At 70.6% G+C, this 23,595-nt stretch carries 23 protein-coding genes and 1 riboswitch; of the genes, 7 read left to right on the forward strand and 16 right to left on the reverse strand.

Annotated features, from left to right (window positions below; translation table 11 throughout):
- Positions 1–17 precede the first annotated feature (17 nt).
- The 8 genes from IG84_RS0104695 to IG84_RS0104730 form a co-directional block, all read right to left on the reverse strand.
- Positions 18–1,103, reverse strand: a complete 1,086-nt coding sequence (locus tag IG84_RS0104695; RefSeq protein WP_051861389.1) for an ABC transporter ATP-binding protein — start codon at positions 1,101–1,103, stop codon at positions 18–20.
- Positions 1,100–2,275, reverse strand: coding sequence for an ABC transporter ATP-binding protein (locus IG84_RS0104700; RefSeq protein WP_382467308.1), 1,176 nt, complete (start codon positions 2,273–2,275; stop codon positions 1,100–1,102). Before IG84_RS0104700 ends, IG84_RS0104695 begins: the two co-directional genes overlap by 4 nt.
- Positions 2,272–3,282: an ABC transporter permease gene (locus tag IG84_RS0104705; RefSeq protein ID WP_031051651.1), complete on the reverse strand. Its 1,011-nt coding sequence runs from the start codon at positions 3,280–3,282 to the stop codon at positions 2,272–2,274. Before IG84_RS0104705 ends, IG84_RS0104700 begins: the two co-directional genes overlap by 4 nt.
- A 75-nt stretch (positions 3,283–3,357) precedes the next feature.
- Positions 3,358–5,109, reverse strand: coding sequence for an ABC transporter substrate-binding protein (locus tag IG84_RS0104710; RefSeq protein ID WP_031051652.1), 1,752 nt, complete (start codon positions 5,107–5,109; stop codon positions 3,358–3,360).
- 77 nt (positions 5,110–5,186) lie between these two features.
- Entirely contained in the window at positions 5,187–6,185 is a 999-nt protein-coding gene (locus IG84_RS0104715) for an ABC transporter permease (RefSeq protein ID WP_031051653.1), read from the reverse strand.
- A gap of 406 nt (positions 6,186–6,591) precedes the next feature.
- Complete coding sequence (locus IG84_RS0104720; RefSeq protein WP_031051654.1) at positions 6,592–7,380, reverse strand: enhanced serine sensitivity protein SseB C-terminal domain-containing protein; 789 nt, start codon at positions 7,378–7,380, stop codon at positions 6,592–6,594.
- Positions 7,381–7,576: 196 nt separating this feature from the next.
- Positions 7,577–8,401 (reverse strand): enhanced serine sensitivity protein SseB, encoded by an 825-nt coding sequence (locus IG84_RS0104725; protein WP_031051658.1) that lies wholly within the window; start codon positions 8,399–8,401, stop codon positions 7,577–7,579.
- Between the two features lie 106 nt (positions 8,402–8,507).
- Positions 8,508–9,212, reverse strand: a complete 705-nt coding sequence (locus tag IG84_RS0104730) for an AAA family ATPase (RefSeq protein ID WP_382467322.1) — start codon at positions 9,210–9,212, stop codon at positions 8,508–8,510.
- A gap of 199 nt (positions 9,213–9,411) precedes the next feature.
- A riboswitch (glycine riboswitch) is annotated at positions 9,412–9,508 on the forward strand.
- 151 nt (positions 9,509–9,659) lie between these two features.
- Between IG84_RS0104730 and gcvT the strand changes: the two genes are divergently transcribed.
- The 7 genes from gcvT to IG84_RS0104765 all read left to right on the forward strand — a co-directional run bounded on the left by gcvT (position 9,660) and on the right by IG84_RS0104765 (position 16,848).
- Positions 9,660–10,817, forward strand: a complete 1,158-nt coding sequence (gene gcvT, locus IG84_RS0104735; protein ID WP_031051662.1) for a glycine cleavage system aminomethyltransferase GcvT — start codon at positions 9,660–9,662, stop codon at positions 10,815–10,817.
- A 121-nt stretch (positions 10,818–10,938) separates the two neighbouring features.
- Positions 10,939–11,316, forward strand: coding sequence for a glycine cleavage system protein GcvH (gcvH, locus tag IG84_RS0104740; RefSeq protein WP_031051664.1), 378 nt, complete (start codon positions 10,939–10,941; stop codon positions 11,314–11,316).
- 62 nt (positions 11,317–11,378) lie between these two features.
- A complete protein-coding gene (glyA, locus tag IG84_RS0104745; protein WP_031051666.1) occupies positions 11,379–12,641 on the forward strand; it encodes a serine hydroxymethyltransferase in 1,263 nt (420 codons plus the stop codon).
- 280 nt (positions 12,642–12,921) lie between these two features.
- Positions 12,922–14,304 carry an L-serine ammonia-lyase gene (locus IG84_RS0104750; RefSeq protein ID WP_031051667.1) on the forward strand — a complete coding sequence of 461 codons (1,383 nt, stop codon included), beginning with the start codon at positions 12,922–12,924 and terminating at the stop codon, positions 14,302–14,304.
- 483 nt (positions 14,305–14,787) lie between these two features.
- Entirely contained in the window at positions 14,788–15,345 is a 558-nt protein-coding gene (locus IG84_RS0104755; RefSeq protein WP_031051668.1) for a GH25 family lysozyme, read from the forward strand.
- An 87-nt stretch (positions 15,346–15,432) separates the two neighbouring features.
- Complete coding sequence (gene nadE, locus IG84_RS0104760) at positions 15,433–16,263, forward strand: ammonia-dependent NAD(+) synthetase (protein ID WP_031051669.1); 831 nt, start codon at positions 15,433–15,435, stop codon at positions 16,261–16,263.
- 228 nt (positions 16,264–16,491) lie between these two features.
- Positions 16,492–16,848, forward strand: a complete 357-nt coding sequence (locus tag IG84_RS0104765) for a hypothetical protein (protein ID WP_037799293.1) — start codon at positions 16,492–16,494, stop codon at positions 16,846–16,848.
- Between the two features lie 42 nt (positions 16,849–16,890).
- Here IG84_RS0104765 and IG84_RS0104770 read toward each other — a convergent pair whose 3' ends face one another.
- The 8 genes from IG84_RS0104770 to IG84_RS0104805 all read right to left on the reverse strand — a co-directional run bounded on the left by IG84_RS0104770 (position 16,891) and on the right by IG84_RS0104805 (position 23,429).
- Complete coding sequence (locus IG84_RS0104770; protein ID WP_245659219.1) at positions 16,891–17,640, reverse strand: disulfide bond formation protein B; 750 nt, start codon at positions 17,638–17,640, stop codon at positions 16,891–16,893.
- Between the two features lie 70 nt (positions 17,641–17,710).
- Positions 17,711–17,875, reverse strand: a complete 165-nt coding sequence (locus IG84_RS41475) for a DUF5993 family protein (RefSeq protein ID WP_169749854.1) — start codon at positions 17,873–17,875, stop codon at positions 17,711–17,713.
- A 111-nt stretch (positions 17,876–17,986) separates the two neighbouring features.
- The gene (locus IG84_RS0104780) at positions 17,987–18,817 is read right to left on the reverse strand and encodes a cytochrome c biogenesis CcdA family protein (protein ID WP_031051675.1); all 831 of its coding nucleotides are present in this window, start codon (positions 18,815–18,817) and stop codon (positions 17,987–17,989) included.
- Positions 18,814–19,581, reverse strand: coding sequence for a DsbA family protein (locus IG84_RS0104785; protein WP_031051678.1), 768 nt, complete (start codon positions 19,579–19,581; stop codon positions 18,814–18,816). Before IG84_RS0104785 ends, IG84_RS0104780 begins: the two co-directional genes overlap by 4 nt.
- 92 nt (positions 19,582–19,673) lie before the next feature.
- On the reverse strand, positions 19,674–20,114 hold the full coding sequence (locus IG84_RS0104790; protein WP_031051679.1) for a hypothetical protein: 441 nt from the start codon (positions 20,112–20,114) through the stop codon (positions 19,674–19,676).
- A gap of 383 nt (positions 20,115–20,497) precedes the next feature.
- Entirely contained in the window at positions 20,498–21,046 is a 549-nt protein-coding gene (locus IG84_RS0104795) for an ATP-binding protein (protein WP_031051680.1), read from the reverse strand.
- Between the two features lie 276 nt (positions 21,047–21,322).
- Positions 21,323–22,090: an enoyl-CoA hydratase/isomerase family protein gene (locus IG84_RS0104800; RefSeq protein ID WP_030258286.1), complete on the reverse strand. Its 768-nt coding sequence runs from the start codon at positions 22,088–22,090 to the stop codon at positions 21,323–21,325.
- A 112-nt stretch (positions 22,091–22,202) separates the two neighbouring features.
- Positions 22,203–23,429 (reverse strand): L,D-transpeptidase, encoded by a 1,227-nt coding sequence (locus IG84_RS0104805; protein ID WP_078648607.1) that lies wholly within the window; start codon positions 23,427–23,429, stop codon positions 22,203–22,205.
- Positions 23,430–23,595: the final 166 nt, after the last annotated feature.

Here is a 23,595-nt window from a genome sequence, read left to right on the forward strand (position 1 = left end):
GGCGGCCCTCCCCCGCTCTACTTCGGAGCGGTCTTCGACACCTTGCCGGGAGTGTCTTCCGGGGCCTGGTCAGGAGCGTTCTCCGGGTGGTGGCACGCCACTTGGTGGCCCGTGCGGAGTGCCACCAGCGGCGGCTCCGTCGTCGCGCAGACCTCCGTCGCCTTCCAGCAGCGGGTGCGGAAGCGGCAGCCGGACGGGGGGTTGATCGGTGAGGGGACGTCGCCCTTGAGCAGGATGCGGTCCCGTTCGGTGCGGCGCTTGGGGTCCGGTACGGGGACGGCGGAGAGCAGCGCCTTGGTGTACGGGTGCATCGGCGCCTCGTACAGGGAGGTGCGGTCCGCCAGCTCGACGATCTTGCCGAGGTACATCACCGCGATGCGGTCCGAGACGTGCCGGATGACGGACAGGTCGTGCGCGATGATCACGTAGGTGAGGCCCAGCTCCTCCTGGAGGTCGTCCATCAGGTTCACGACCTGGGCCTGGATGGAGACATCCAGCGCGGAGACCGGCTCGTCGGCGACGACCAGCTTGGGCTTGAGCGCGAGCGCGCGGGCGATGCCGATGCGCTGGCGCTGGCCGCCGGAGAACTCGTGCGGATAGCGGTTGTAGTGCTCCGGGCTCAGCCCGACCAGCTCCAGCAGCCGCTGGACCTCCTTCTTCACGCCGCCCTCGGGCTCGACGTTCTGGAGGCGGAAAGGGGTGCCGACGATGCCGCCGATGGTGTGCCGCGGGTTCAGCGAGCCGTACGGGTCCTGGAAGATCATCTGGACGTCGCGGCGCATCGGACGCATCCCGCCGGTCGACAGATGCGTGATGTCCCGGCCCTCGAACTCGATCGAGCCGCCGGTCGGCTCGTCCAGCCGCGTGATCAGCCGGCCCATCGTGGACTTGCCGCAGCCGGACTCGCCGACCACGCCCAGCGTCTCGCCCGGGTACACGTCGAAGTCGATGCCGTCGACCGCCTGTACGGCGCCGACCTGGCGCTTGAGCAGGCCCTTGGTGATCGGGAAGTGCCGGACCAGGCCACGCACCTTCAGCAGGGGCGCGGCCGCGGGGGCGGCCTCCGCGATCCCTGTCGTCTTCTCGTCAGTCGTCTCGGTCACAGCTTCGGCGCAATCTCTTCGGTCCAGATCCGCTCCCGCTCCTCCTGCGACATGTGGCAGGCGGAGAAGTGGCCTCCCCCGCCGGCTACGCCCTCATTGGCGGGGGTGCCCCCATTGTCGACCTGGCGCAGCTCGGGGCGGACGGTACGGGTGAGGTTGTCCTTCGGGATGTCCGCGTACGGGCAGCGCGGGTTGAAGGCACAGCCGGAGGGGACGTTGATCAGGCTGGGCGGGGAGCCCTTGACCGGGATCAGGCGGTCGGTCTGCTCGCGGTCGATGCGCGGCATCGAGCCGAGCAGACCCCAGGTGTAGGGGTGCTGCGGCTCGTAGAAGACCTTGTCGGCCGGGCCGCGCTCCACGCACCGCCCGCCGTACATCACCAGCAGGTCGTCCGCGAGCTCGGCGACCACGCCCAGGTCGTGGGTGATGATGACGACGGCCGAGCCGAACTCCTTCTGCAGGTCCCGGATGAGGTCCAGGATCTGCGCCTGGACGGTGACGTCCAGCGCGGTGGTCGGCTCGTCGGCGATGAGCAGCTCGGGGTTGTTGACCAGCGCCATCGCGATCATCGCGCGCTGCCGCATGCCGCCGGAGAACTGGTGCGGATGGTCGTCCACCCGCTTGTCCGGCTGCGGGATGCCGACCCGGTCCAGCATCTCGATCGCGCGCTTGCGTGCGGTCTTCTTGTCGACGTCGTGGTGGACGCGGTACGCCTCCACGATCTGCTGGCCGACCGTGTAGAAGGGGTGCAGCGCGGACAGCGGGTCCTGGAAGATCATCGCCATCTCGCGGCCGCGCAGCCGCCGGACGTCGTCGGGGTCGGCGCCGATCAGCTCCTGGCCGTCCAGCCAGATCTCGCCGGACATCCGCACCTTGCTGCGCTGCTGCCGGGAGGCGCGGTGCAGGCCCATCACGGCGAGCGAGGTGACGGACTTGCCGGAGCCGGACTCGCCGACGATGCCGAGCGTCTTGCCCTTCTCCAGCTTGAAGGAGAGTCCGTCGACGGACTTCACGACGCCGTCGTCGGTCGGGAAGTGGACTTTGAGGTCGCGTACTTCGAGGAAGGCGGTGGGGGCCGCGCCCCCGTCCGCGACCGGCTCGGCGATCGCCGCCGGGGCCGCCGCCGTATCCGTTGCCGTGGTGGTCTTGGTCAGGTCGTCGGAGTCGGTCACGAGAGCCTCACCCGCGGGTCGACGGCGGCGTACAGGACGTCCACCACCAGGTTGCACAGGACGATGAAGAAGGCGGCGAGCAGGGTGACGCCGAGGATGTTGGGCAGGTCGTTGGCGGTGATCGCCTGGACGGCGAAGGCGCCCACGCCCTGGAGGGAGAAGACCTGCTCGGTGATGAGCGCGCCGCCGAGCAGCAGGCCGAGGTCCATGCCGAAGACGGTGATGATCGGGGTGAGCGCGGCGCGCAGGCCGTGCCGGACGACGACCTTGCGCTCGTGCAGGCCCTTGGCCCGTGCGGTACGGATGTAGTCCTCGTTCAGCGTCTCCAGCATGCCGGCGCGGGTGAGCCGGGCGTACAGCGCCGAGTAGAGGAACGCCAGGGTGACCCAGGGCAGGACGAGGGTGCGTGCCCAGGCGAACGGGTCCTCCAGCAGGGGTACGTAATCACTGCGCTCGAAGATCGGCCACTGGTACGTGAAGAGGGCCAGCGCCAGGGCGCCGGTGAAGAACATGGGGAGCGAGACGCCGGCCAGCGCCACGCCCATCGCCGCCCGGTCGAAGAGCGAGCCCGGGCGCAGTGCGGAGAGCACGCCGGTGGCGACGCCGGAGACGACCCAGACCACGGCGGCACCGGCGGCCAGCGAGAGGGTCACCGGGAGCCGGGACTGGATCTCGGGCCAGACCTCGATGTGGGTCTTGAAGGAGTAGCCGAAACACGGCCGGTGGCAGTGCGCCACATCGGGACCGAACTTGTAGTCGACGCCGACGAAGATGCCCTTGAGGAAGTCCCAGTACTGCTCGTACACCGGCTTGTCCAAGCCGAGGTTCTTCTTCACCGCGGCGATGTCCGCGGGGGTGGGGGCCTTGCCGATGTACTGCTGCGCGAGCTGGTCGGAGGACTGCCCGGCCAGCTTCGGCAGCAGGAAGAAGATGCCGAAGGTGACCGCGCTGACGATCAGCAGCAGGATCACTGCGCTGATCAACCTGCGGATGATGTACGAGAACACGGGACTGCGGCGTCGGTGCCCGCGGGCCTGCGGCGGCCCACGGGCACCAATGCCTTCACCTGCCTTCCGGGGCTGCTACTTCTTGACGCCGACGTTGAGGTAGTCGTACTGACCGCTGAAGGCCGAGGTGGACACCAGGTTCGTGGCCTCCGGCGAGCGGTACATCAGCACCTTGAAGTAGGTCAGCGGCACGATCACCGCCTGCTCCATCGTCTTCTTGTCGATCTCGGCGTACGCCTTCTCGCGCGCGGCCTGGTCGGTGTTGGCGATGGCGGTGTCGAGCAGCTTGTTGATCTCCGGGTCGTCCAGCTCCGAGAGGTTGGTGTTGCCGGACTGGCTGATCGCCTTGCCGTTCAGGATCTGCTGCAGGTAGCCGTAGCCGGTCGGGAAGTCCGAGCCCCACTGCATCATGATCAGACCGACGTTGTTCTTCTTGTTGAACTTCGGCACACCGGCGTAGTCCGAGAAGTACTTGCTCGTCGGGTACTGCTGGATCTTGGCGTTGATGCCGATCTTCTTCAGCGAGTCGATGACGGTGGTGGCCGCGTCGACCTCGTCCTGGCGGTCGGAGCGGGCGAGGATGGTGGTGTCGGTCTTGCCGGCCCCGCACTCCTTCCACTTCTTCTTCGCCTCGGTCAGGTCCAGCTGGTCCTTGGCGTCGTACTTCTGCGGGTACATGTCGAACTTCTGGTACCCGGCGATGTCCGTCGGCAGGACGGTGGAGGCGATGTCACCGCGGATCGGGCCGCCGAGCGAGGTCTGCACGGCCTTCTTGTCGATCGCGTACTGCACGGCCTGGCGGCAGGCGAGCTTGTCGAACGGCTTCACCTTGGAGTTGATCGCCGTGTAGACCAGCCGCTGGCCGAGCGCGTTGTCCGTGTTGGCCTTCAGCTTCTGGTCGGTCAGGAGCTGGGCCTGGGTCTGGCCGTCCACACCGCGCCCGGCGAGGTCGATCTGGGTGTTGCCGGACTGCAGGTCCTTGTCGATGGTCGACTGGGCGACCTTCATCTTCAGGACGATCTTGTCCGGGAGATGCTTGCGCAGCGGGTCGGTCTTGGCGGACCACTGCGGGTTGCGCACCAGGGTGAGCTGCTTGCCCTCCTGGTAGCTCTGGAACTTGTACGAGCCGCTCGAGACCACGGACTTGGTGTAGTCGGCGCCCTTGTCCTTGGCCTGCGGGACCGGCGCGGTCTGCGGCGCGGACACCAGGTAGTCGAACTCCGCGAACGGCTTCTTCAGGTGGAAGACGATCGTGTGGTCGTCCGGCGTCTCGATGGACTTCAGCCCGGCCTTGGACTTGTCCTTGTACGGGCCCTTGTACTTGTCCTTGTCCTCGAGGAACTGCTGGAAGTAGTTCGGGCCGAGCGAGAGGGTGTCGCGCGCGAAGTTGGAGCGCTCGACCGCGTACTTCACGTCCTGCGAGGTGACGGGCTTGCCGTCCTCGTACTTCACGCCCTTGCGGAGCTTGTACGTCCAGGTCTTGCCGCCGTCGGTGGGCTTGCCCATCGACTCGGCGAGGTCGGGCACCAGCTCGTTGCCCTTCTCGCCGGGGGCCGGCTTGAAGGTGGTGAGCGGACGCGCGTAGAGACGGCTGAAGTTGTAGATGAAGGCGTAGTACGTGTTGCCCGGGTCGAAGGACTCGGGGGCGTCGCTGATCGCGTAGTTGACCGTCCCGCCCTTCGCGTCCGAGGCGTTGACGATGCCCTTCGTTGCGGCGTTCGCCGCGGACGCGCCTCCGCTTGCGTCCTTGCCGCCACTGCAGCCGGCCAGCAAAAGGCCCGCACTGGATATGGCCGCGATCGCCGCGACCGGAACTGACCTTCGCATGATGCTCGGTTTCCCCTTCGTTCGTCGGAAACTTCGGTGGAACTAGCCGGGACCGCCCGGGCGCTGCCGGCGCGGCGTCAGCGGCTGCGCGGGTCCAGCGCGTCCCTCAGGCCGTCACCGAGCAGGTTGAACGCGAGTACGGTGACGAAGATCGCGAGGCCGGGGACGAGCATGTACTGGGGGTCGACCTCGTAGTACTTGACCGCCTGGTTCAGCATTCCGCCCCAGGAGGACTGCGGGGGCTGGATACCGACACCGAGGAAGCTGAGGGCCGCCTCGAAGAGGATGTTCGAGGGGATCAGCAGCGTGGAGTACACGACGATGGGCCCGACCAGGTTCGGCAGCAGCTCCCGGAAGAGGATGAACGGTCCGCGTGCGCCCATCCCGCGGGCCGCGTCGACGAATTCGCGCTCCCGCAGCGACAGCGTCTGGGCCCGCACGATGCGGCCCATGTACGGCCAGTTGAAGAAGCCGATCACGAAGATCAGGACCGAGATGTGCAGCGGCAGGCCCTCCAGGCCGAAGGCGCCGCCCTGCAGCGAGGCGGAGATGGCGATGGCGAAGAGCAGCAGCGGGAACGCCAGGAAGACGTCCATCATCCGGCTGATCACCGCGTCCACCCGGCCGCGGTAGTAGCCCGCCACCACGCCGAGGACCGTGCCGATCGCCACCGACAGCAGCGTCGCGCCGAACGCCACGATCAGCGAGACCCAGGAGCCCTCCAGGACCCGCGCGAGCAGGTCACGGCCGAACTTGGGGTCCACGCCGAGCGGGTGGTCCGCGCTCATGCCGCCGAAGTCACCGAGCGGCAGGGTGGTGTTGGGGTCGATCAGTGACTGGTTCGGCTCGTTCGGGTCCAGGCCGAGGAGCGACTGCAGGGGCCGGGAGAGCGCCGCGATCACGATGAGGAGGATGACAACGATGGCGCCGGCCACCGCGACCTTGTCGCGTTTGAAGCGCAACCAGGCGATCTGGCCGAGCGAGCGGCCCTCGATCCGCTTGCTCGGCACGCCTTCCAGCACCGCTTCCGGCTGCGCCTCGGCAGCCGCCCCGGTGGTCTCGATCGGTGCGGTCACGTGCCTTAGACCCCTCTCGGCCGCGCTTGGCCGGCCCACGTCCGCCGCGTCGGCGGCTCGGTTCACATCACTGGTGTGCGCGCCGGCGGACGTCCGGAGGTCTTGCAGCTCAGCGTTTTTCGGATGTCCGCGCGACAGCGGTCGAGTTGCCCGTCGCACACAGGGTCCAGGCCCTGCTGCGGGAGTCTTCATCCGAGTCGCGATCAGTCACCAGCCCTGCCGGGGAAAGGATGCGCAACTGTGATGTGCTCCACGGCATTCCGTTATACGGACATCCGGGACGGCTCAGCGGTTCGCAGCCCCGCCCGGAGGTGACGTCAACGACGGTACACAGGAGGGCAATTCGGCACACGTCGGCGCGAGGGACGACGACACTTTCACGCCGCGTTGGCAACCGCGAGTGACCTCAGTAGGGGCGGGGGTAGCCGTAGCCGTGGGAGGCGGTGGGGGCGGCGGCGGGGCCCTGTGCCCCGCGGTCGAAGAAGGGGCGGGCGTAGGCGCGCATCCACATGCCCACGGGGTCGTATTCGTCCTCCAGCGCCACCGTCGAGACAGGCAGTCCTTCCGGAACCGCGCCGATGGACTGCTGCATCATCAGCCGTACCGACTCCACGGCGGCCGGGCTCGTGTCGTACAGCTCCAGGCCGATCGCCAGGTACGGGACGCCGAGGGCGGGCTGCACCCAGGCGCGGCGCAGCGAGCGGACGGCCGGGGTGCGGTGCGCGTTCTGCCCGAGGAGGGCGTAGAACTGCGGGATCTCCACGGCCGGTTCGGTGATCCGCAAGGGCCCTGCGGGCAGCCGGTCCAGGCCGCCGGCGATCCGGCGCAGGTCCAGCCAGGGGATGCCGACGCCGCCGCCCGGCGCGTGCGGGTTCAGCCACAGGCCCCAGCGGTCGGGGTAGAGGGCGGCGGCGATCTCGGGCCCGGACACCACTTCGTGGGCGCGGGTCCAGCCGCTGGCCGCGAGCTCCGCGGGGGAGGTCACGCACGGCGCGTAGCCGAGCCCGTCGACCTCCATGTTGCCGTACTGCGCATCGGCGGCCCCGGCGCTGCCCTGCCACAGCAGCATCCACACCTGGCCCCCGGCCAGCGCCTGCAGCAGCGCCTCATAGGCGTCGTACCGGCCGGGCGAGACCTGCTGCAGCACCTGCTCGACCTGGCCGGCCGCCGCTCCCTGATGCGCACCCGCGCTCACGTGTCCCCGTCCCTTCTCTCGGCAGGCACGTAAGGGCGCCCGCCCGGTCATTGCACCAGCTTAAGGGCGGGTCCGGCGCCAGGTCCGGGCCGGGCGCGAGCGATCCGTCCCGGTACGGGCCGGTTCGCAGCCGCGTCGCGTCGGCGCCCAGGTCCGGTCCGCGGACGCGCCGCGCGATACGAGGCCCTGCTTCGCGTTACCCCAGGTCCTGTGCGTAGAACGGCCGCACCCGCTCGCGCATCCAGTCCACGACCGGGTCCTGCGCGATGTCCAGCATGACGAGCTGGACCGGCCAGGGCACCGGTACGGCACCGAGCGCCCGGCCCAGGGCGGCGAGCGCGCCGTCCCGCTGCGCCTGGTCCTGGAGCGCGGCCGCCGGATCGGCGACCTGCACGCCGACGAAGAGCGTGGGCGCGTCGCCTTCGATGTTCGCGAGGCAACGGCGGGCGGTCGTGACGTACGGGACGCCGGAGAACTCCAGCCCCGCCGCGGCGAGGAAGTCCACCGGCTCGTCCTGCCAGTCCGGCTCGTACAGCCGCACCCGGCCGCCGGAGGGCAGGCCGTCGCGCGGCATGTCACCGCGGCACAGCTCGGCCACGGCGGGCGGCGGCAGCGGTACGCCGACGGTGCCGTCCGGGTTCACCGCGATGCCGATCTTCGGCGGCAGGCCGCGGGCGAACTCGCGGGCCGGCGCGACCGTGCACGGCATGTGGGCCCCGACGACCCGCAGGAACTCCTGCTCGGAGCTGAAGACGGGGACGTACGCCATGCCGTCGGGCAGCTCCACCGTGGGCAGGTCCAGCCCGGGCCGGCCGAAGCCGGCGCTGTCGGGGCCGCCGCCCTTGGGCAGCGGCACCCATATCCGGCTGCGGCCGAGCACCTCGACGATCCGGGCGCCGGCATGAGGGTGACCGACCGACGCCGCGAGCACCTCTTCCAGCTCGTTGGCCGGCCAGGCCAACTGCGGAATGCCCTGATCGGGAATGCCCTGCCCAGGGATGCTCTGCTCCGGAATGTCCATGGTCACCACCCGCTTCGTACCGCGCTGCCTGGTCGGAAACCCTAGCGTCCGACCGGCCGGTTCTTCTCGGCCGTCTCACAGGCACGTACGGAAGCGCGCGGCCCCGTCAGCCGAACGTCGTCCGCTCCAGCGCGTCCGCCGCCCGCCGGTCCAGCAGCACCGCCGCCGTGAACCCCTTCGGCAGCCGCGCGGAGCGGGCCCTGGCCAGCAGCCGCCGGACCGCGCGCCGGTGCCGCCCGAAGGCGTAGCCGGACACGCCGCGGCCCCTCGCCCGCTGCCCGGAGAGCGCCACCGCCGGCGGCACGTCGAGCAGGACGAGATGCAGCTCACGGCCCTCGCGCCGGGCGGTGCGCGCGATCCAGCGGCGCACCCAGGCGAGCGTGCCGCAGTCGTGCACGACCACGCTGCCGCCGGAGCGCAGCGCCTGCCGCAGGCCGTGGTAGTGCGCGGCCCGCACCAGCGGGCGGACCAGGCCGTACGGCAGCCTGCCGAGCCGGCCCGCCGCCCAGCGCTCCCGTACGTCCTGGGAGTCGATGCGGTGCACGGGCACGCCGGCCCGGTCCAGCGCGGGCACCACGCGGTGCATGAGCGTGCTCTTGCCGCTGCCGGGCAGGCCCGAGACGACCACCAGGCCGCCCGCGGGAAAGTCCAGCTCCCTGACGGCCGCCTCGCCTTCCGTGCCGCGCAGGTCCATCACCGGCGCGCCGCGGCCGGGACGCGCCACCGCCTTGGGCGCGCGGGCGCGGCGCGGCACCGCGCCGGGCGCGACCCCCGCTGTCGTCGCGCATACGGCTTGCCTCTGCACCGTGATCGCCCTCCCCGTTGGTTCACTGGATGTCCCCCTACCCGCAGAGTGTCAAGAAAAGGTAATGAGCTTCAAGCGCGGGGCAGGTCGTGCCAGTACGCCGGGTGTGCGGGCCGGGACTCCTCTATCCGGCGTCGCCGTGCAATGATGTGCGCGCCACGTGCGCCGTGACCGCACACCGGCGCTCAACTGCATACCGGCCGCTTGAATCCGCGCGGGAGAGTTCCCGCCAGGCCACGGCGGGGCGCCGAAGGAGCAAGTACTCCCTTGAATCTCTCAGGCCCCTGTACTGCGCGGACGAGGCAGATCTGAAAAGCGGGCCGCCCGGGTGCGGCCCCACCCAAGGTGCAAGCCGAAGCCCCGATCGGGGCTGTCGGTGAACCTCTCAGGTTCCGATGACAGATGGGGAGACGTCCGATACGTCCCTGTCGTCCACCCCGGGAGCCCGCCGCCATGAGTGAACCCCGTCGTACCGCGCTCGATGCCACCCATCGCGCGCTCGGCGCGACCATGACCGACTTCGCCGGCTGGGACATGCCGCTGCGTTACGGCAGCGAGCGCGACGAGCACGTCGCCGTCCGCACCCGCGCCGGCCTCTTCGACCTCTCCCACATGGGCGAGATCACCGTCACCGGCCCGCAGGCGGCCGACCTCCTCGACTACGCGCTGGTCGGCAACATCGGCTCGGTCAAGCCGGGCCGCGCCCGGTACACGATGATCTGCCAGGAGGACGGCGGCATCCTGGACGACCTGATCGTCTACCGGCTGGCCGACCTGGGCCCCTCCTCGCCGAAGGCGGGCGAGGAGGGCGAGTACATGGTCGTCGCCAACGCCTCCAACGCCCAGGTCGTCCTGGACGCGCTCACCGCCCGCCAGGCCGGCTTCGACGCCGCCGTACGGGACGACCGCGACGCGTACGCGCTGCTCGCCGTCCAGGGCCCCGAGTCCGCCGGCATCCTGAAGTCGCTCACCGACGCCGACCTGGACGGCCTGAAGTACTACGCGGGCCTGCCGGGCACCGTCGCGGGCGTCTCCGCGCTGATCGCCCGGACCGGCTACACCGGCGAGGACGGCTTCGAGCTGTTCGTCCGGCCCGCCGACGCGGTCGCGCTGTGGGAGGCGCTGACCGAGGCGGGCAAGGGCGCGGGCCTGGTCCCGTGCGGCCTGTCCTGCCGCGACACGCTGCGCCTGGAGGCGGGCATGCCGCTGTACGGGAACGAGCTGTCCACCTCCCTGACGCCGTTCGACGCGGGCCTGGGCCGGGTCGTGAAGTTCGAGAAGCCCGGGAACGAGGGCCGCTTCGTGGGCCGCGACGCGCTGGCGGCGGCCGCCGAGCGCGCGGAGCAGAACCCGCCGCGCAAGCTGGTCGGGCTGATCGCCGAGGGCCGCCGCGTGCCGCGCGCGGGCTACCCGGTCGTGGACGCCGGGGGCACCGCCATCGGCACCGTCACCTCCGGCGCCCCCTCCCCCACCCTCGGCAAGCCGGTCGCGATGGCGTACGTGGACGCGGCGCACGCGGAGCCGGGCACGAAGGGCGTCGCCGTGGACATCCGCGGCAAGCACGAGCCGTACGAGGTCGTCGCGCTGCCCTTCTACAAGCGGGAGAAGTAGCCACCCGGCGTGGCGCGACCCGCCACGTCCCGTCCCTGCGGACGGTAGAAGTGACGCGTTCGCGTCTCACCTGTCAAGACCCTCTGCACGATCATTCCCCCGCATCCAGGAGAATCGAACCATGAGCAACCCCCAGCAGCTCCGGTACAGCAAGGAGCACGAGTGGCTGTCGGCCGCCGAGGACGGCGTCTCGACGGTCGGCATCACCGAGCACGCCGCCAACGCGCTCGGCGATGTCGTCTACGCCCAGCTCCCCGAGGTCGGCGCCACCGTCACCGCGGGCGAGTCCTGCGGCGAGCTGGAGTCGACCAAGTCCGTCAGCGATCTCTACTCCCCGGTCGACGGTGAGGTCACGGAGATCAACGAGGACGTGGTGAACGACCCGTCGCTGGTGAATTCCGCCCCCTTCGAGGGCGGCTGGCTGTTCAAGGTGAAGCTGAGCGGCGAGCCGGAGGACCTGCTCTCCGCCGACGAGTACACCGCTTTCACCGCCGGCTGACCTACGCCCGCCCGCCGTGCCGAGGGCCACAAGCTCTCGGAGGCGCCCACCCAGGAAGACTCATGTCGCTTCTCAACAGCTCCCTCCATGAGCTCGACCCCGACGTCGCCGCCGCTGTCGACGCCGAACTCCACCGTCAGCAGTCCACCCTCGAAATGATCGCGTCGGAGAACTTCGCTCCGGTCGCCGTCATGGAGGCCCAGGGCTCGGTCCTCACCAACAAGTACGCCGAGGGCTACCCCGGCCGCCGTTACTACGGCGGCTGCGAGCACGTCGATGTCACCGAGCAGATCGCGATCGACCGGGTCAAGGAGCTGTTCGGCGCCGAGTACGCCAACGTGCAGCCGCACTCGGGCGCCTCCGCGAACCAGGCAGCGCTGTTCGCCATGGCCAAGCCGGGCGACACGATCCTCGGCCTGGACCTGGCGCACGGCGGGCACCTCACCCACGGCATGCGCCTGAACTTCTCCGGCAAGCAGTTCAACGTGGTCCCCTACCACGTCGACGGCAACGGCCTGGTCGACATGGCCGAGGTCGAGCAGCTCGCCAAGGAGCACCGCCCCAAGGTGATCATCGCGGGCTGGTCGGCGTACCCGCGCCAGCTCGACTTCGCCGCCTTCCGACGCATCGCCGACGAGGTCGGCGCGTACCTCTGGGTCGACATGGCGCACTTCGCCGGCCTGGTCGCCGCGGGTCTGCACCCGAACCCGGTCGAGCACGCCGACATCGTGACCTCCACCACGCACAAGACGCTCGGCGGTCCGCGCGGCGGCATCATCCTCGCCAAGAAGGAGTTCGCGAAGAAGCTGAACTCCTCGGTCTTCCCGGGCTTCCAGGGCGGCCCCCTGGAGCACGTGATCGCGGCCAAGGCGGTCTCCTTCAAGGTCGCCGCCTCGGAGGACTTCAAGGAGCGCCAGCAGCGCACCGTCGAGGGCGCCCGGCTCCTCGCCGAGCGTCTGACCTCCCCGGACGCGCGCGCGGCGGGCGTCAACGTCCTCTCCGGCGGCACCGACGTGCACCTGGTCCTGGTCGACCTGCGTGACAGCGAGCTCGACGGCCAGCAGGCCGAGGACCGCCTCCACGAGGTCGGCATCACGGTCAACCGCAACGCCGTCCCGAACGACCCGCGGCCCCCGATGGTCACCTCGGGCCTGCGGATCGGCACCCCGGCGCTGGCCACCCGCGGCTTCACCACCGAGGACTTCCGCGAGGTCGCCGACATCATCGCGCTGGCGCTGATGCCGGAGTACGACGCGGCCGCCCTGAAGGCCCGCGTCACCGCGCTCGCCGACAAGCACCCGCTCTACCCCGAGCTGGGCAAGTAAGACGCCTGGCGGTCGTACGGGCTTCACGGGCCCGGGGCATCCTGTCCCGGGCCCGTGGCGTGTGCGCCGTGGCGCGTACGTTGCGACGTGTGCGCTGCGGCGTGTGCGCCTCACCACAGGATGTCCGGTGACCGCCCGGTAGGCCCCTTCTGTCGCGTTAGGCTCGACAGTCGGCGAAGAAACGTCCCACCTACGCCGTTCACGGCCTGCTCCCGCGGAGCGTGCCCGGCACGCATTCCGCCCCCTCGCCCACCCTGAGCAGACAAAGGAGTCCGCCACCGTGGCCATCTCCGTCTTCGATCTTTTCTCCATCGGCATCGGCCCGTCCTCCTCCCATACGGTCGGCCCGATGCGCGCGGCACGGATGTTCGTGGGCCGCCTCAAGAAGGACGGCCTCCTCGCGCAGACCACGTCCGTACGGGCCGAGCTCTTCGGCTCCCTCGGCGCCACCGGCCACGGCCACGGCACCCCCAAGGCCGTCCTGCTGGGCCTGGAGGGCCACTCGCCGCGCACCGTCGACGTCGAGAATGCCGACGAGATGGTGGAGCGCATCCGCACGACCAAGCGGCTGCGGCTGCTGGACGCCGAGATAGGCGATGTGCACGAGATCGACTTCGACGAGTCGACCGAGCTGATCCTGCACCGCCGCCGCTCACTGCCGTACCACGCCAACGGCATGACCCTCTTCGCGTACGACGAGCACGGCGCCCCGCTGCTGGAGAAGACGTACTACTCGGTCGGCGGCGGCTTCGTCGTGGACGAGGACGCGGTCGGCGCCGACCGCATCGTGCTCGACGACACCGTGCTGAAGTACCCCTTCCGCACCGGCGACGAGCTGCTGCGGCTCGCCCAGGAGACCGGCCTGTCGATCTCCGCGCTGATGCTGGAGAACGAGAAGGCGTGGCGCACGGAGGAGGAGATCCGCGCCGGGCTGCTGGAGATCTGGCACGTCATGCAGGGCTGCGTGAGCCGCGGCCTGTCCCGCGAGGGCATCCTGCCGGGCGGCCTGAAGGTACGCCGCCGGGCGGCGAACGCGGCCCGCGCGCTGCGCTCCGAGGGTGACCCGCTGGCCCACGCGATGGAGTGGGTCACGCTCTACGCGATGGCCGTCAACGAGGAGAACGCGGCGGGCGGCCGGGTCGTGACCGCGCCCACCAACGGCGCGGCCGGCATCATCCCCGCCGTCCTGCACTACTACGTGAACTTCGTGCCCGGCGCGGATGAGGACGGCGTGGTCCGCTTCCTGCTGGCCGCGGGCGCCATCGGCATGCTCTTCAAGGAGAACGCCTCCATCTCCGGCGCCGAGGTCGGCTGCCAGGGCGAGGTCGGCTCGGCCTGCTCGATGGCGGCGGGCGGCCTGGCGGAGGTACTGGGCGGCTCCCCGGAGCAGGTGGAGAACGCCGCGGAGATCGGCATGGAGCACAACCTCGGCCTGACCTGCGACCCGGTCGGCGGCCTGGTGCAGATCCCGTGCATCGAGCGCAACGGCATGGCCTCGGCGAAGGCGGTCACCGCGGCGCGCATGGCGCTGCGCGGCGACGGCCGGCACCACGTCTCCCTCGACAAGGTCATCAAGACCATGAAGGACACCGGCGCCGACATGAGCGTGAAGTACAAGGAGACAGCGCGCGGCGGCCTCGCGGTCAACATCATCGAGTGCTGACCGGCTCGCCCGGCGACCGGCACACAGCCGGTCTCCGGACCCGCCCCCGAGCGTGATCCAGATCACGGAATACCCCTGGAGGTCGGGGGCAGGCGCCCGTTCGTGATTCTCGTGATGCTGATCGCCCTGGCAACGCTGGGCCTGCTGGTGGCGCGCTACGCGCCCCGCCCCCCGGCCTGACCTCTTTACCCCGCGACGGGTCCGAACCTCCCCCGGTTCGGACCCGTTGTCGTTTTTTGCTTGCGCCCCGGGCCCACACCCCGTATCCGTAGGACTCACGGGGAACTCCCGTACGCCGAACGGCGTTTGGTTGTCGACGGCGCTTGTCACACAGCGTGCACAGCCGTCGTGCACGGGGGACGTCGAGGGGAGCGACGAAGCACGGTCGGAGGGCAACTCCACCTTTGAGACCTTGCGTCAGCGGGCATGTCCATGATGGACCGCAGTGACGCTTGGTAATCGCACGGTTGCGGGAGGATTGCAATGCTGCACGGCGTCGATGTCAGCTCGTACCAGCCCACGTACTCCACCAAGGGCCTGGACTTCGTCTTCATCAAGGCCACCGAGGGCCGCTCGTACATCAATCCCCACCAGAGCTCCCAGGCGTCGCGGGCCCGTGAGGCGGGGTGCGTGGTCGGCTTCTACCACTTCCTGTGGCCGGGAAACATCGCGGCGCAGGCCCGGTACTTCGTCGACAAGTGCGCGTCGAAACTGGGCGACGTACTGATAGTCGACTGGGAGCGCACCAGCGCCGGGACGTACGCGAGCAATGCGCAGAAGGACCAGTTCATCCGCGAGGTGAAGGCCCTGCGGCCGCACCGCCACCAGGTACTCCTGTACTGCAACCGCGACTTCTGGCTCAACCACGACACCACGTCCTACGCCGGCGACGGCCTGTGGATAGCGGACTACGTCTCCGCGGGCCACCCGCGGATCAAGGCCAAGTGGCGCTTCCACCAGTACACGGACAGCCCGATCGACAAGAACGTCGGCCAGTTCTCCAGCAAGGCCGCTCTCAAGGCGTGGGCCAACGAAGAATAGAGTTTCCTCGTACGTACGCGTCTGTGTGCCGGTGCCGCCCGCCTCTCCGCGGGCCCCGGTGTCACAGCGAGACCACGAGGAGCCACCGTGACCGACCCGGCGTCCATGAGCCTGCAGCAGGAGATCGCCCGGGATCTCCAGGTGTCCGCGTCCTTCGACGCGCACGAGGAGATCGAGCGCCGGGTGGCCTTCCTCACCGAGCGGCTGACCAGCACGGGGCTGCGCTCCCTGGTGCTCGGCATCAGCGGCGGCGTGGACTCCACCACCGCGGGCCGGCTCTGCCAGCTCGCGGTGGAGCGGGCCCGGGAGGCGGGGCACGACGCGACGTTCTACGCCATGCGGCTGCCCTACGGCGTCCAGGCCGACGAGCACGACGCGCAGCTCGCGCTCTCCTTCATCAAGGCCGACCAGCTGCTCACCGTCGACGTGAAGCCGGCCAGCGACGCGGCGCTGGCGGCCGTCCTGGCGGGCGGGGCGACCTTCCGTGACGCCCACCACCAGGACTTCGTACAGGGCAACATCAAGGCCCGGCAGCGCATGATCGCGCAGTACGCGGTGGCCGGCGCGCAGGAGGGTCTGGTCGTGGGCACCGACCACGCCGCCGAGGCCGTCTCCGGCTTCTTCACCAAGTTCGGCGACGGCGCCGCCGACCTGGTGCCGCTGACCGGGCTGACCAAGCGCCGGGTGCGCGCGGTGGCCGAGGCCCTCGGCGCCCCCGCCGAGCTGGTCTGGAAGACCCCGACCGCCGACCTGGAGACGCTGGACCCGGGCAAGGCGGACGAGGACGCGCTCGGCGTCACGTACGACGACATCGACGACTTCCTGGAGGGCAAGCCGGTCAGCGAGCAGACGTACGAGACGATCGTCCGCCGCTACCGCCTCACGGCCCACAAGCGCGAACTGCCGATCGCGCCCTGAGCCGGCGCGGGCCGGGCGTCGGCCGCGACGCGGGCAGCGGGCGCCCGGCCGGGGCCGTGCCCCTGCCCCGGTTCTCCCGCCCGGCACGGAAATGTCATGCCCCCGCTAGGGGGTCTTCCGCCGTGCGACGGTGAATCGTGGCCGCCGACGGGCATGCATCGGGCCATGGGATGCCACCAAGTGCGATCGGAAGATCAACTGTCAGTGGGTGCCTCTACGCTCCGGAGCATGAGTCACGCAGACCTGCGCGAACTCCATACCGCGCTCACTCTCGCCGCCGACCTCGCCTCGGGCCTGCAGACGGCCCCCAGCCGGCAGGACGCCGACCAGCTGGTCGACGTCCTGCGGCGCGCCCTGACCGCCGCCGGATCGCTCGGCACCGAGACCGGGCCGGCCGGCAGCCCGACCGGCTGCGCCGCGCATCCGCACGGCGCGGTCGACCCGCTGTACGGCGACCCCGAGGACCCGCTGCCGCCGGGGTACGGCAAGTGCCTGCTGTGCAACGACCGTCGCCGCCGCGCGGACGCGCGGCAGCCTTTGCGGCTGAACCGCCGCCGCTTTCGCGGACCTGATTGCTCGCCGTAGGGCTTCCTCAATTGATGGCTGATGTCTCATTCGCCAATGGACTCAGCCGGACAGCCCCAGGTCGTACAGGAGCTGATAGCGGCCGGGCGCGACGGGCAGAAAGGCGTGCAGTCCCGCCTGGAGGAAGACGGCCACCGTGCTCGCCCCGATGACCACTCCGGCGAGGAGCAGCGCGGTCTGCCCCGCCACGCGGTGCGGGCCCTGCGTGGGGATCCGCCGCGCCGTGGTGAGGTGCGAGGTGACCAGCACGGCGCCGATCGCGAGCACCGACGCCTGGAAGAACAGCCACGCCCAGACGCCGGCCGGCAGCCCCTGGACCAGGTCGCCGTACGCACCGGCGCCGTAGGTTCCACCGCCGAACGCCCCGCTGCCGTACGCCGTATCGCTCTGGGCCCCGCCGCCGGGCGTCCGGCCGCCGGGCAGGAGGTACGGCAGCGCCTGCCATCCCGCCGCCAGCGAACCGGCCGTGCAACCGACGAGCGCGAGCCCCCACCCCATGAGGTAGTCCCGGCGCGGCACCGCGCCGCGCAGTCCCTGCCGGACGATGTGCGCGGCGCCCAGCAGCGCCAGCACCATGAACATCCGCTGTACGACGCAGAGCGGGCATGGCGCTTCCCCCTCGGCGAACTGCAGATACAGCCCGGCGCAGAGAACGCCGGTCCAGGCGGTCACGAAGAGACAGGCGAACCAGTACTGCGCGCGGGCGATGATTCCCGGCGGCCCGGAATCCAGTGCGGGAATCGCCGGCATACTCATCGGCGTCGTCATCCGCCCGGTCAGCAGTGCACTCATGACAAAGAAAACTCCGGTCCAGTCGTTTCCGGTCCGTCGGCGGGAAAACGCCGGCGGGGCACGGCGCGGTTCACCGCGCGAGACCGAGCGCGAGAATCTCCGGGACGTGATGCGCCATCAGCCACACGACGGCGGCGAACATCGCCGACCACACCGCGACCACCACCACCCGGCTCCGCCGGCCCACGATGCACAGGAGCGTGGCGAAGAGACCGGCGAAGAGGAGGGCGTCCATGGCTCGGCAACGTAGTGGCCGGCCGGCGCCATACCGCGTACGCCACGGAAGGTCACCGGCCACCGCCCCGGATATGAGCCGAATGGCCCTACGCATCCCCCATGGGTGGGATCAGTCCTTCGTCTTCTTTTCCGGACGCAGCGCGATCCGGCCGAGCACCGCGGCGACCACGAGCGCGGCCGCCGCGATCAGCACGGAATCCGGCACGGCGGCGCCGACGCCGGACACCCATTCTTCCAGCCGGAATTCGGAGTCGGTGTCCAGAATTCCGGGCAGCGCACTCGTGCCGTTGAAGGCCAGGAAAAGAATGCCGATGCCGATGAAGAACAGCCCGGAAATCAGCGACGTGGTGTGCAGGCGCAGCGGCCCGACGGCGAATTCCCGGCCGCGCAGCCAGCCGCGCCGCCCCAGTTGGAAGCGGTCCCACAGCAGGGCCAGGACGAACAGCGGCAGCGCCATCCCGAGGGCGTACACCGCGAGCATCGACGCGCCGTACACGGGCGAGCCGCTGACCGCCGTGACCGTCAGCACGGCGCCCAGGATCGGCCCGGCGCAGAAGCCCGCGAGGCCGTAGACGCAGCCCAGGAGGAAGGTCGAGACGGCCGAGCGGGGGGTGATCCGCGCGGCGGCGGACTGTGCGCGGCGGGACGCGAAGCCCAGCCCCAGGATCTGCAGCACGCCCATCGCGATCACCACCCAGCCGCCGACGGCGATGAGCAGGTCGCGGTGGCCGTTGAAGAGCCGGCTCGCGGCGGTGCTGGCGGCGCCGAGCGGTACGAGCGTGACCGCCAGGCCCAGGTAGAACACGCCGGTCCGGGCCAGCAGCCGGCCGGGCGTGGCGAGCGAGTACGCGAAGAAGGCCGGCAGCAGCAGCGCGCTGCACGGGCTGAGCAGGGCGAGGGCGCCGCCCAGGAAAGCGGCGAGGTAACCGATGTCGGTCACTTGCCGCCCCCGCTCTTCCGCGCCCGGCCGGCGGCCTCGTCGACGGCCTGGGTGAAGGTGGCGGTGGGCTGTGCCCCGGCGATCGGCGCCCCGTTGACCAGGAAGGACGGCGTGGACTGCACGCCGAGCCGGTACCCCTCCTGCTGGTCCCGGTCCAGCGCCTTCTTCGCCGCGTCGCTCTTCATGTCGCGCCGGAAGCGGTCGATGTCCTCGACGCCGCTGTCGCGCGCCAGCTCGACCAGCTTGTCCTCGGCGAGCGCGGGGCCCTTGCGGCTCTTGGCGTACAGCGCGTCGTGCAGCTCCCAGAACTTGCCCTGCTGTCCGGCGGCCCAGGACGCGCGGGCCGCCCGCTCGGAGTCCTCGCCGTAGATGGTGAAGTTGCGGAACTCGATGCGCAGGACGCCCTCGTCCACGTACTTCTCGATCAGTTCGGGCTGGGTCTCGCGGGCGAAGCGGCCGCAGAAGCCGCACTGGTAGTCGGCGTACTCGACGAGTACGACCGGCGCGTCGGCGCGGCCGACGGCCAGCGCGTCGCCCTTCTCCCGGCGCGAGGTCTGCTTCGCGAGGTCGTCGTACATCTTCTGGCGCCCGCCGGGGTCCCCCTCCGAGACGGAGGCGGCGGGTTCGGGCTCGGCGGACTTGCTGTCGCCGCTGCCCTCGACGGCCGTGCCGACGGCGATGCCGAGGGCGACGAGTCCGACGATGAGGGCGAGGATCGCGCCGACGGCCGCGAGGCGGCGGCCCGGCGAAGCGGATGCGGACATGGGTGTGCTCCTGACGTACGGATGCGGATACGGAGGTGGTGCAGCCAGGGCGCGACGGCCGGTCCGGGGACGGACCGGGGCGCGCGGCGGGGCTATATCCGCAGTACGGGCAGGAGGGCGCAGGGGTCGGTGGCGGGGGCCGGGCCGGTGGGCGGCCGGGCGAGCGCGCAGCTCGCGGGGTCGTGGGAGAGGTACGGGACCGGGGTGACCGCGGGCGCCGCGAGCGGTTCACCGCGGTGCGTCGCGGGCGCGGGCACGGTCTCACCCTGCCCGGGCGCGTCGTGCGGCGCGCACTTCTTGGGCGCGGAGGCGGCGACGGGGGCGGGCGCGACGTCGGAGACGGGCGCCGCCTCGGATGGTGCGGAGCCCGGCGCCGCTACGGACGCGGTGGCCGGCATCGTCACGGATGCGGCGGCGGCCCGCGTCGCGGCCGGTCCGCCGGATGTACCGCACAGCAGCGGTGCGAAGACCACCGTCAGGAGGAGGAGCAGCGTCCAGGCCGCCGAGCGGTGCGCACGTCCCGTCGCTCCCATGCGTCCGCTCCCTCCCCGGTGTCCGGTGCCGCCCACGGGCGAGCGGCTCGGCGCCCATCCTACGGACCGCCGAGGCCCCGGCCCGGCACCCGTATCCCCCTTGGCGAATTCCGGTAATTACTCAGCGATTCCTGGCCGGGAAAGGCAATTGCAAGGTCGGTGGCACAACTCACCTTCGATCAGCCGTGACTTACTCCCTATACCTCCCCAGCTGACCGTTATGCCCTTTTGGCAGCCGCCCACCCCGCCTGCGATAGTCGGGGCAACGACCCCCCATTGACCCGGGCCAGGTCGTCAACGCGCCGCGGGCACACCCCTTCCGCTCTCGGCGCGCGACTACTGGGGCCCGTTCCGCGACACCGCGGAAGGGCCCCAGTCACGTTTTACGCGCGGTCCGTCACCCGCATCTCGAACCACGTCGTCTTGCCGCGCGGCAGCAGGTCAACGCCCCAGCGGTCGGAGAGCTTGTCCACGAGGAAGAGCCCGCGACCGCTGATGTCCAGCTCGTGGACCGGCATCAGACAGGGCAGGCCGCGGGACGGATCGCGCACCTCGATGCGGATCCAGCCGCGGCGGCGCAGCATCCGCAGGCCGAACGTGCGGGCGCCGGTGTGCCGGACGGCGTTGCCGACCAGCTCCGAGACGAGCAGCACGGCATGCTCGGCGAGCCCGGGCGTCAGCGACCACTGTTTCAGCAGGACGGACTGCGTCAATCTCCGGGCCGTGGCGGCCGATTCGGGGCGCGAGGGCAGCCGTACCTCTTCATGGGCGGGATCGCCGATGAGATCGAGCGTCCGGGACGCTCCGTCGTCCCGAGCGGCAGCCGTCACCCTGGCCCTCTCCCCCTCCGCGTCCTGGGCGGGCAGCACCCATCGCGCGGCAGCCGTGCCGGTCCCCGGCCGCGGCTGCTCCGTACCTTCGAGGCCCGCCATGCCACCATCATGGACGCAATGGGCACGGTACGGGGGCGGAACCGCTGGAATCGGTCGCCCGGAATCCACGGTTCCCCCGCCCCCTGCCGACATATGCCATGGGCAGTCAACACCCCCGCGCAGCCCTCCTGACCTGCGACGCAACCCGCCCGCAGATGATCGACAGGGCCGTTTCGCGAGGATCGCTCAAGCTTCCCCTGAGCCGGGCGTCATTCGCCCGCAAGGAGCACGGGCTATGGACGCCCGATCCCCTCCGTACCACCAACACCGCTCTTGTCAGCGGAACTTGGCCTTGCCGGGGCCCTCCTCGACGAAGCTGCGCATGCCCGTCGCACGGTCCTCGGTGGCGAACAAGCCTGCGAACCAGTTCCGTTCGATCGTCAGTCCGGTGTCGATGTCGGTCTCCAGACCGGCGTCCACCGACTCCTTCGCGGCGCGCAGTGCCATCGCCGGGCCCACGGCGAGCCGGGCCGCCCAGGCGTGCGCCTGCGCGTACACCTCTTCGGCGGGAACCACCCGGTCCACCAGCCCGAGGGCGAGCGCCTCGTCGGCCTTCACCTGGCGGCCGGTGAAGATCAGGTCCTTGGCCTTGGACGGGCCGATGAGGCGGGCGAGGCGCTGGGTGCCGCCCGCGCCCGGGATCAGGCCGAGCAGGATCTCGGGCTGGCCGAGCTTGGCGTTCTCCGCGGCGATGCGGAAGTCGGCGCAGAGCGCGAGCTCGCAGCCGCCGCCGAGCGCGTATCCGGTGACCGCGGCCACCACGGGCTTGGGGATGCGGGCGACGGCGGTGAAGGAGTCCTGCAGCGCCTTGGACCGGGCGACCATCGCCGCGTGGTCCATCACCTGCATCTCCTTGATGTCCGCGCCGGCCGCGAACACCTTCTCGCCGCCCCAGATCACCACCGCGCGGACGTCGTCGCGGCGGGTGGCCTCCTCGGCCAGCTCGCGCAGCCGGTCCTGGGTGGCGGTGTCCAGCGCGTTCATGGGCGGACGGTCCAGGCGGACGGTGCCGACGCCGTCGGCCACCTCGAAGTTCACAGTCATGAGGGCAGGTTAATAGCCGTTCACGGGAACGGCGCCGGTGCACTTGGTCACAGTGCACCGGACGCCCCGTCACGGCCCCGCCACAGCCCTTGCCGCGGCCCCGTACCGGCTCTTACTTACTGCGGCGCTTCCACTCCTCCCACGGCATGTTCCACACGTTCAAGCCGTTCTCCGGCTGGATGGTGCGGTCGTGGGAGTTCTTGACGACGACCAGGTCGCCGATCATGGAGTTCCCGTAGAACCACCCGGCGGGCGTGGAGGCGGAGCCGCCGCGGTAGTCGAAGAGGCCCACGCAGCCGTGGCTGGCGTTGCGCCGGCCGAAGGTCCACTGCCCGGACCAGTAGTTGCCGTGGATGAACGTGCCGGAGTCGCTGAGCCGCATCGCGTGCGGCACGTCCTTGATGTCGTACTCGCCGCCGAAGCCCACGGTGTCGCCGTTCATCCGCGTCACCGGGTGCTTCTCGCTGATGACCATCTTGCCGTTGTACGTCTCGGTGCCCGGGGCGCCCGAGGTGATCGGCAGCGTCTTGATCTTCTTGCCGTCGCGGACCACGGTCATCTGGTGCGACGCCGCGTCCACCGTGCTGATCTGGCTCCGGCCGACGGTGAAGGTGACCTTCTTGTTCTGCGTCCCGTACACCCCGGGGCGGCCCTCGACCCCATTGAGGTTCATGGTGACGGTGACCTTCGTGCCCGGCTTCCAGTACTTCTCCGGGCGGTACTCCAGGCGGTCGTTGCCGAACCAGCGGCCCTCGATGGGCACCGACGGCTCGGCGGTCACCTTGATCGCGTTCTCCACGGCCTTCGGGGCCGTGATGCCGCGCGTGAAGCGCACGTCGACCGGCATCCCGACGCCGACCGTCTGCCCGTTCTCCGGGACGTGGCGCCCGATGAAGGTGTTCTTGGGCACCAAAGTGGTGAAGTCGGCGTGCTCGGCGGCCTCACGGCCCTCGGAGTCCTTCGCCACCGCGTCGACCGTGTACTCCGTCGACGCGCCGAGGTGCCCGACCGGCTGCCAGACGCTGCCGCCCTTGGAGAGCCGCCCGTCGACGGTGTTGCCCTTGGCGTCCTTGACCGTCACGGACTTCAGCGTGCCCTTGTCCACCGTCACCTTCAGGGCGCCGCTCGTGGCGACGTCCTCGGCGCCGTCCTTCACCGAGATCTTCACCGCGGCCTGCGACGCGGCGTCCTTGCCGTCCTTGCCCCCCTTGTCCCCGCTGCCGCCGCACGCGGCCACCAGCACCATCAGCGCCCCGAGCACCGGAGCGAGCAGGACCTTTCCCCCCTGCCGCCGCCGAAACCGCCCTCGCGGCGCCCCCCATATCGGCTGCACGTCCAAGACTTGGCCTCTTTTCCCCTCGCACGGCCCGCATCCGCGGCGCGCGGCACGGGCCACGCGCGCGCCTGCCGCCAGATAACCACACCGGGGACGAGGGCGGACTCCCCGGACATGTCACCGTTTCGTCCCAACTGATAACGGTGGTACGGGACGTGCGGGAGAGGGC

Source organism: Streptomyces ochraceiscleroticus (genome assembly GCF_000720485.1).
Classification (GTDB): Bacteria; Actinomycetota; Actinomycetes; order Streptomycetales; family Streptomycetaceae; genus Streptomyces; species Streptomyces ochraceiscleroticus.

What these genes read in the sequence shown, in the direction of transcription:
- IG84_RS0104710 (WP_031051652.1), bottom strand. Translation starts at nt 5,109, where the DNA reads ATGCGAAGGTCAGTTCCGGTCGCGGCGATCGCGGCCATATCCAGTGCG.
- IG84_RS0104725 (WP_031051658.1), bottom strand. Translation starts at nt 8,401, where the DNA reads ATGGACATTCCGGAGCAGAGCATCCCTGGGCAGGGCATTCCCGATCAG.
- gcvT (WP_031051662.1), top strand. Translation starts at nt 9,660, where the DNA reads ATGAGTGAACCCCGTCGTACCGCGCTCGATGCCACCCATCGCGCGCTC.
- gcvH (WP_031051664.1), top strand. Translation starts at nt 10,939, where the DNA reads ATGAGCAACCCCCAGCAGCTCCGGTACAGCAAGGAGCACGAGTGGCTG.
- glyA (WP_031051666.1), top strand. Translation starts at nt 11,379, where the DNA reads ATGTCGCTTCTCAACAGCTCCCTCCATGAGCTCGACCCCGACGTCGCC.
- IG84_RS0104755 (WP_031051668.1), top strand. Translation starts at nt 14,788, where the DNA reads ATGCTGCACGGCGTCGATGTCAGCTCGTACCAGCCCACGTACTCCACC.
- IG84_RS0104765 (WP_037799293.1), top strand. Translation starts at nt 16,492, where the DNA reads ATGAGTCACGCAGACCTGCGCGAACTCCATACCGCGCTCACTCTCGCC.
- IG84_RS0104770 (WP_245659219.1), bottom strand. Translation starts at nt 17,640, where the DNA reads ATGAGTGCACTGCTGACCGGGCGGATGACGACGCCGATGAGTATGCCG.
- IG84_RS41475 (WP_169749854.1), bottom strand. Translation starts at nt 17,875, where the DNA reads ATGGACGCCCTCCTCTTCGCCGGTCTCTTCGCCACGCTCCTGTGCATC.
- IG84_RS0104785 (WP_031051678.1), bottom strand. Translation starts at nt 19,581, where the DNA reads ATGTCCGCATCCGCTTCGCCGGGCCGCCGCCTCGCGGCCGTCGGCGCG.
- IG84_RS0104790 (WP_031051679.1), bottom strand. Translation starts at nt 20,114, where the DNA reads ATGGGAGCGACGGGACGTGCGCACCGCTCGGCGGCCTGGACGCTGCTC.
- IG84_RS0104795 (WP_031051680.1), bottom strand. Translation starts at nt 21,046, where the DNA reads ATGGCGGGCCTCGAAGGTACGGAGCAGCCGCGGCCGGGGACCGGCACG.
- IG84_RS0104800 (WP_030258286.1), bottom strand. Translation starts at nt 22,090, where the DNA reads ATGACTGTGAACTTCGAGGTGGCCGACGGCGTCGGCACCGTCCGCCTG.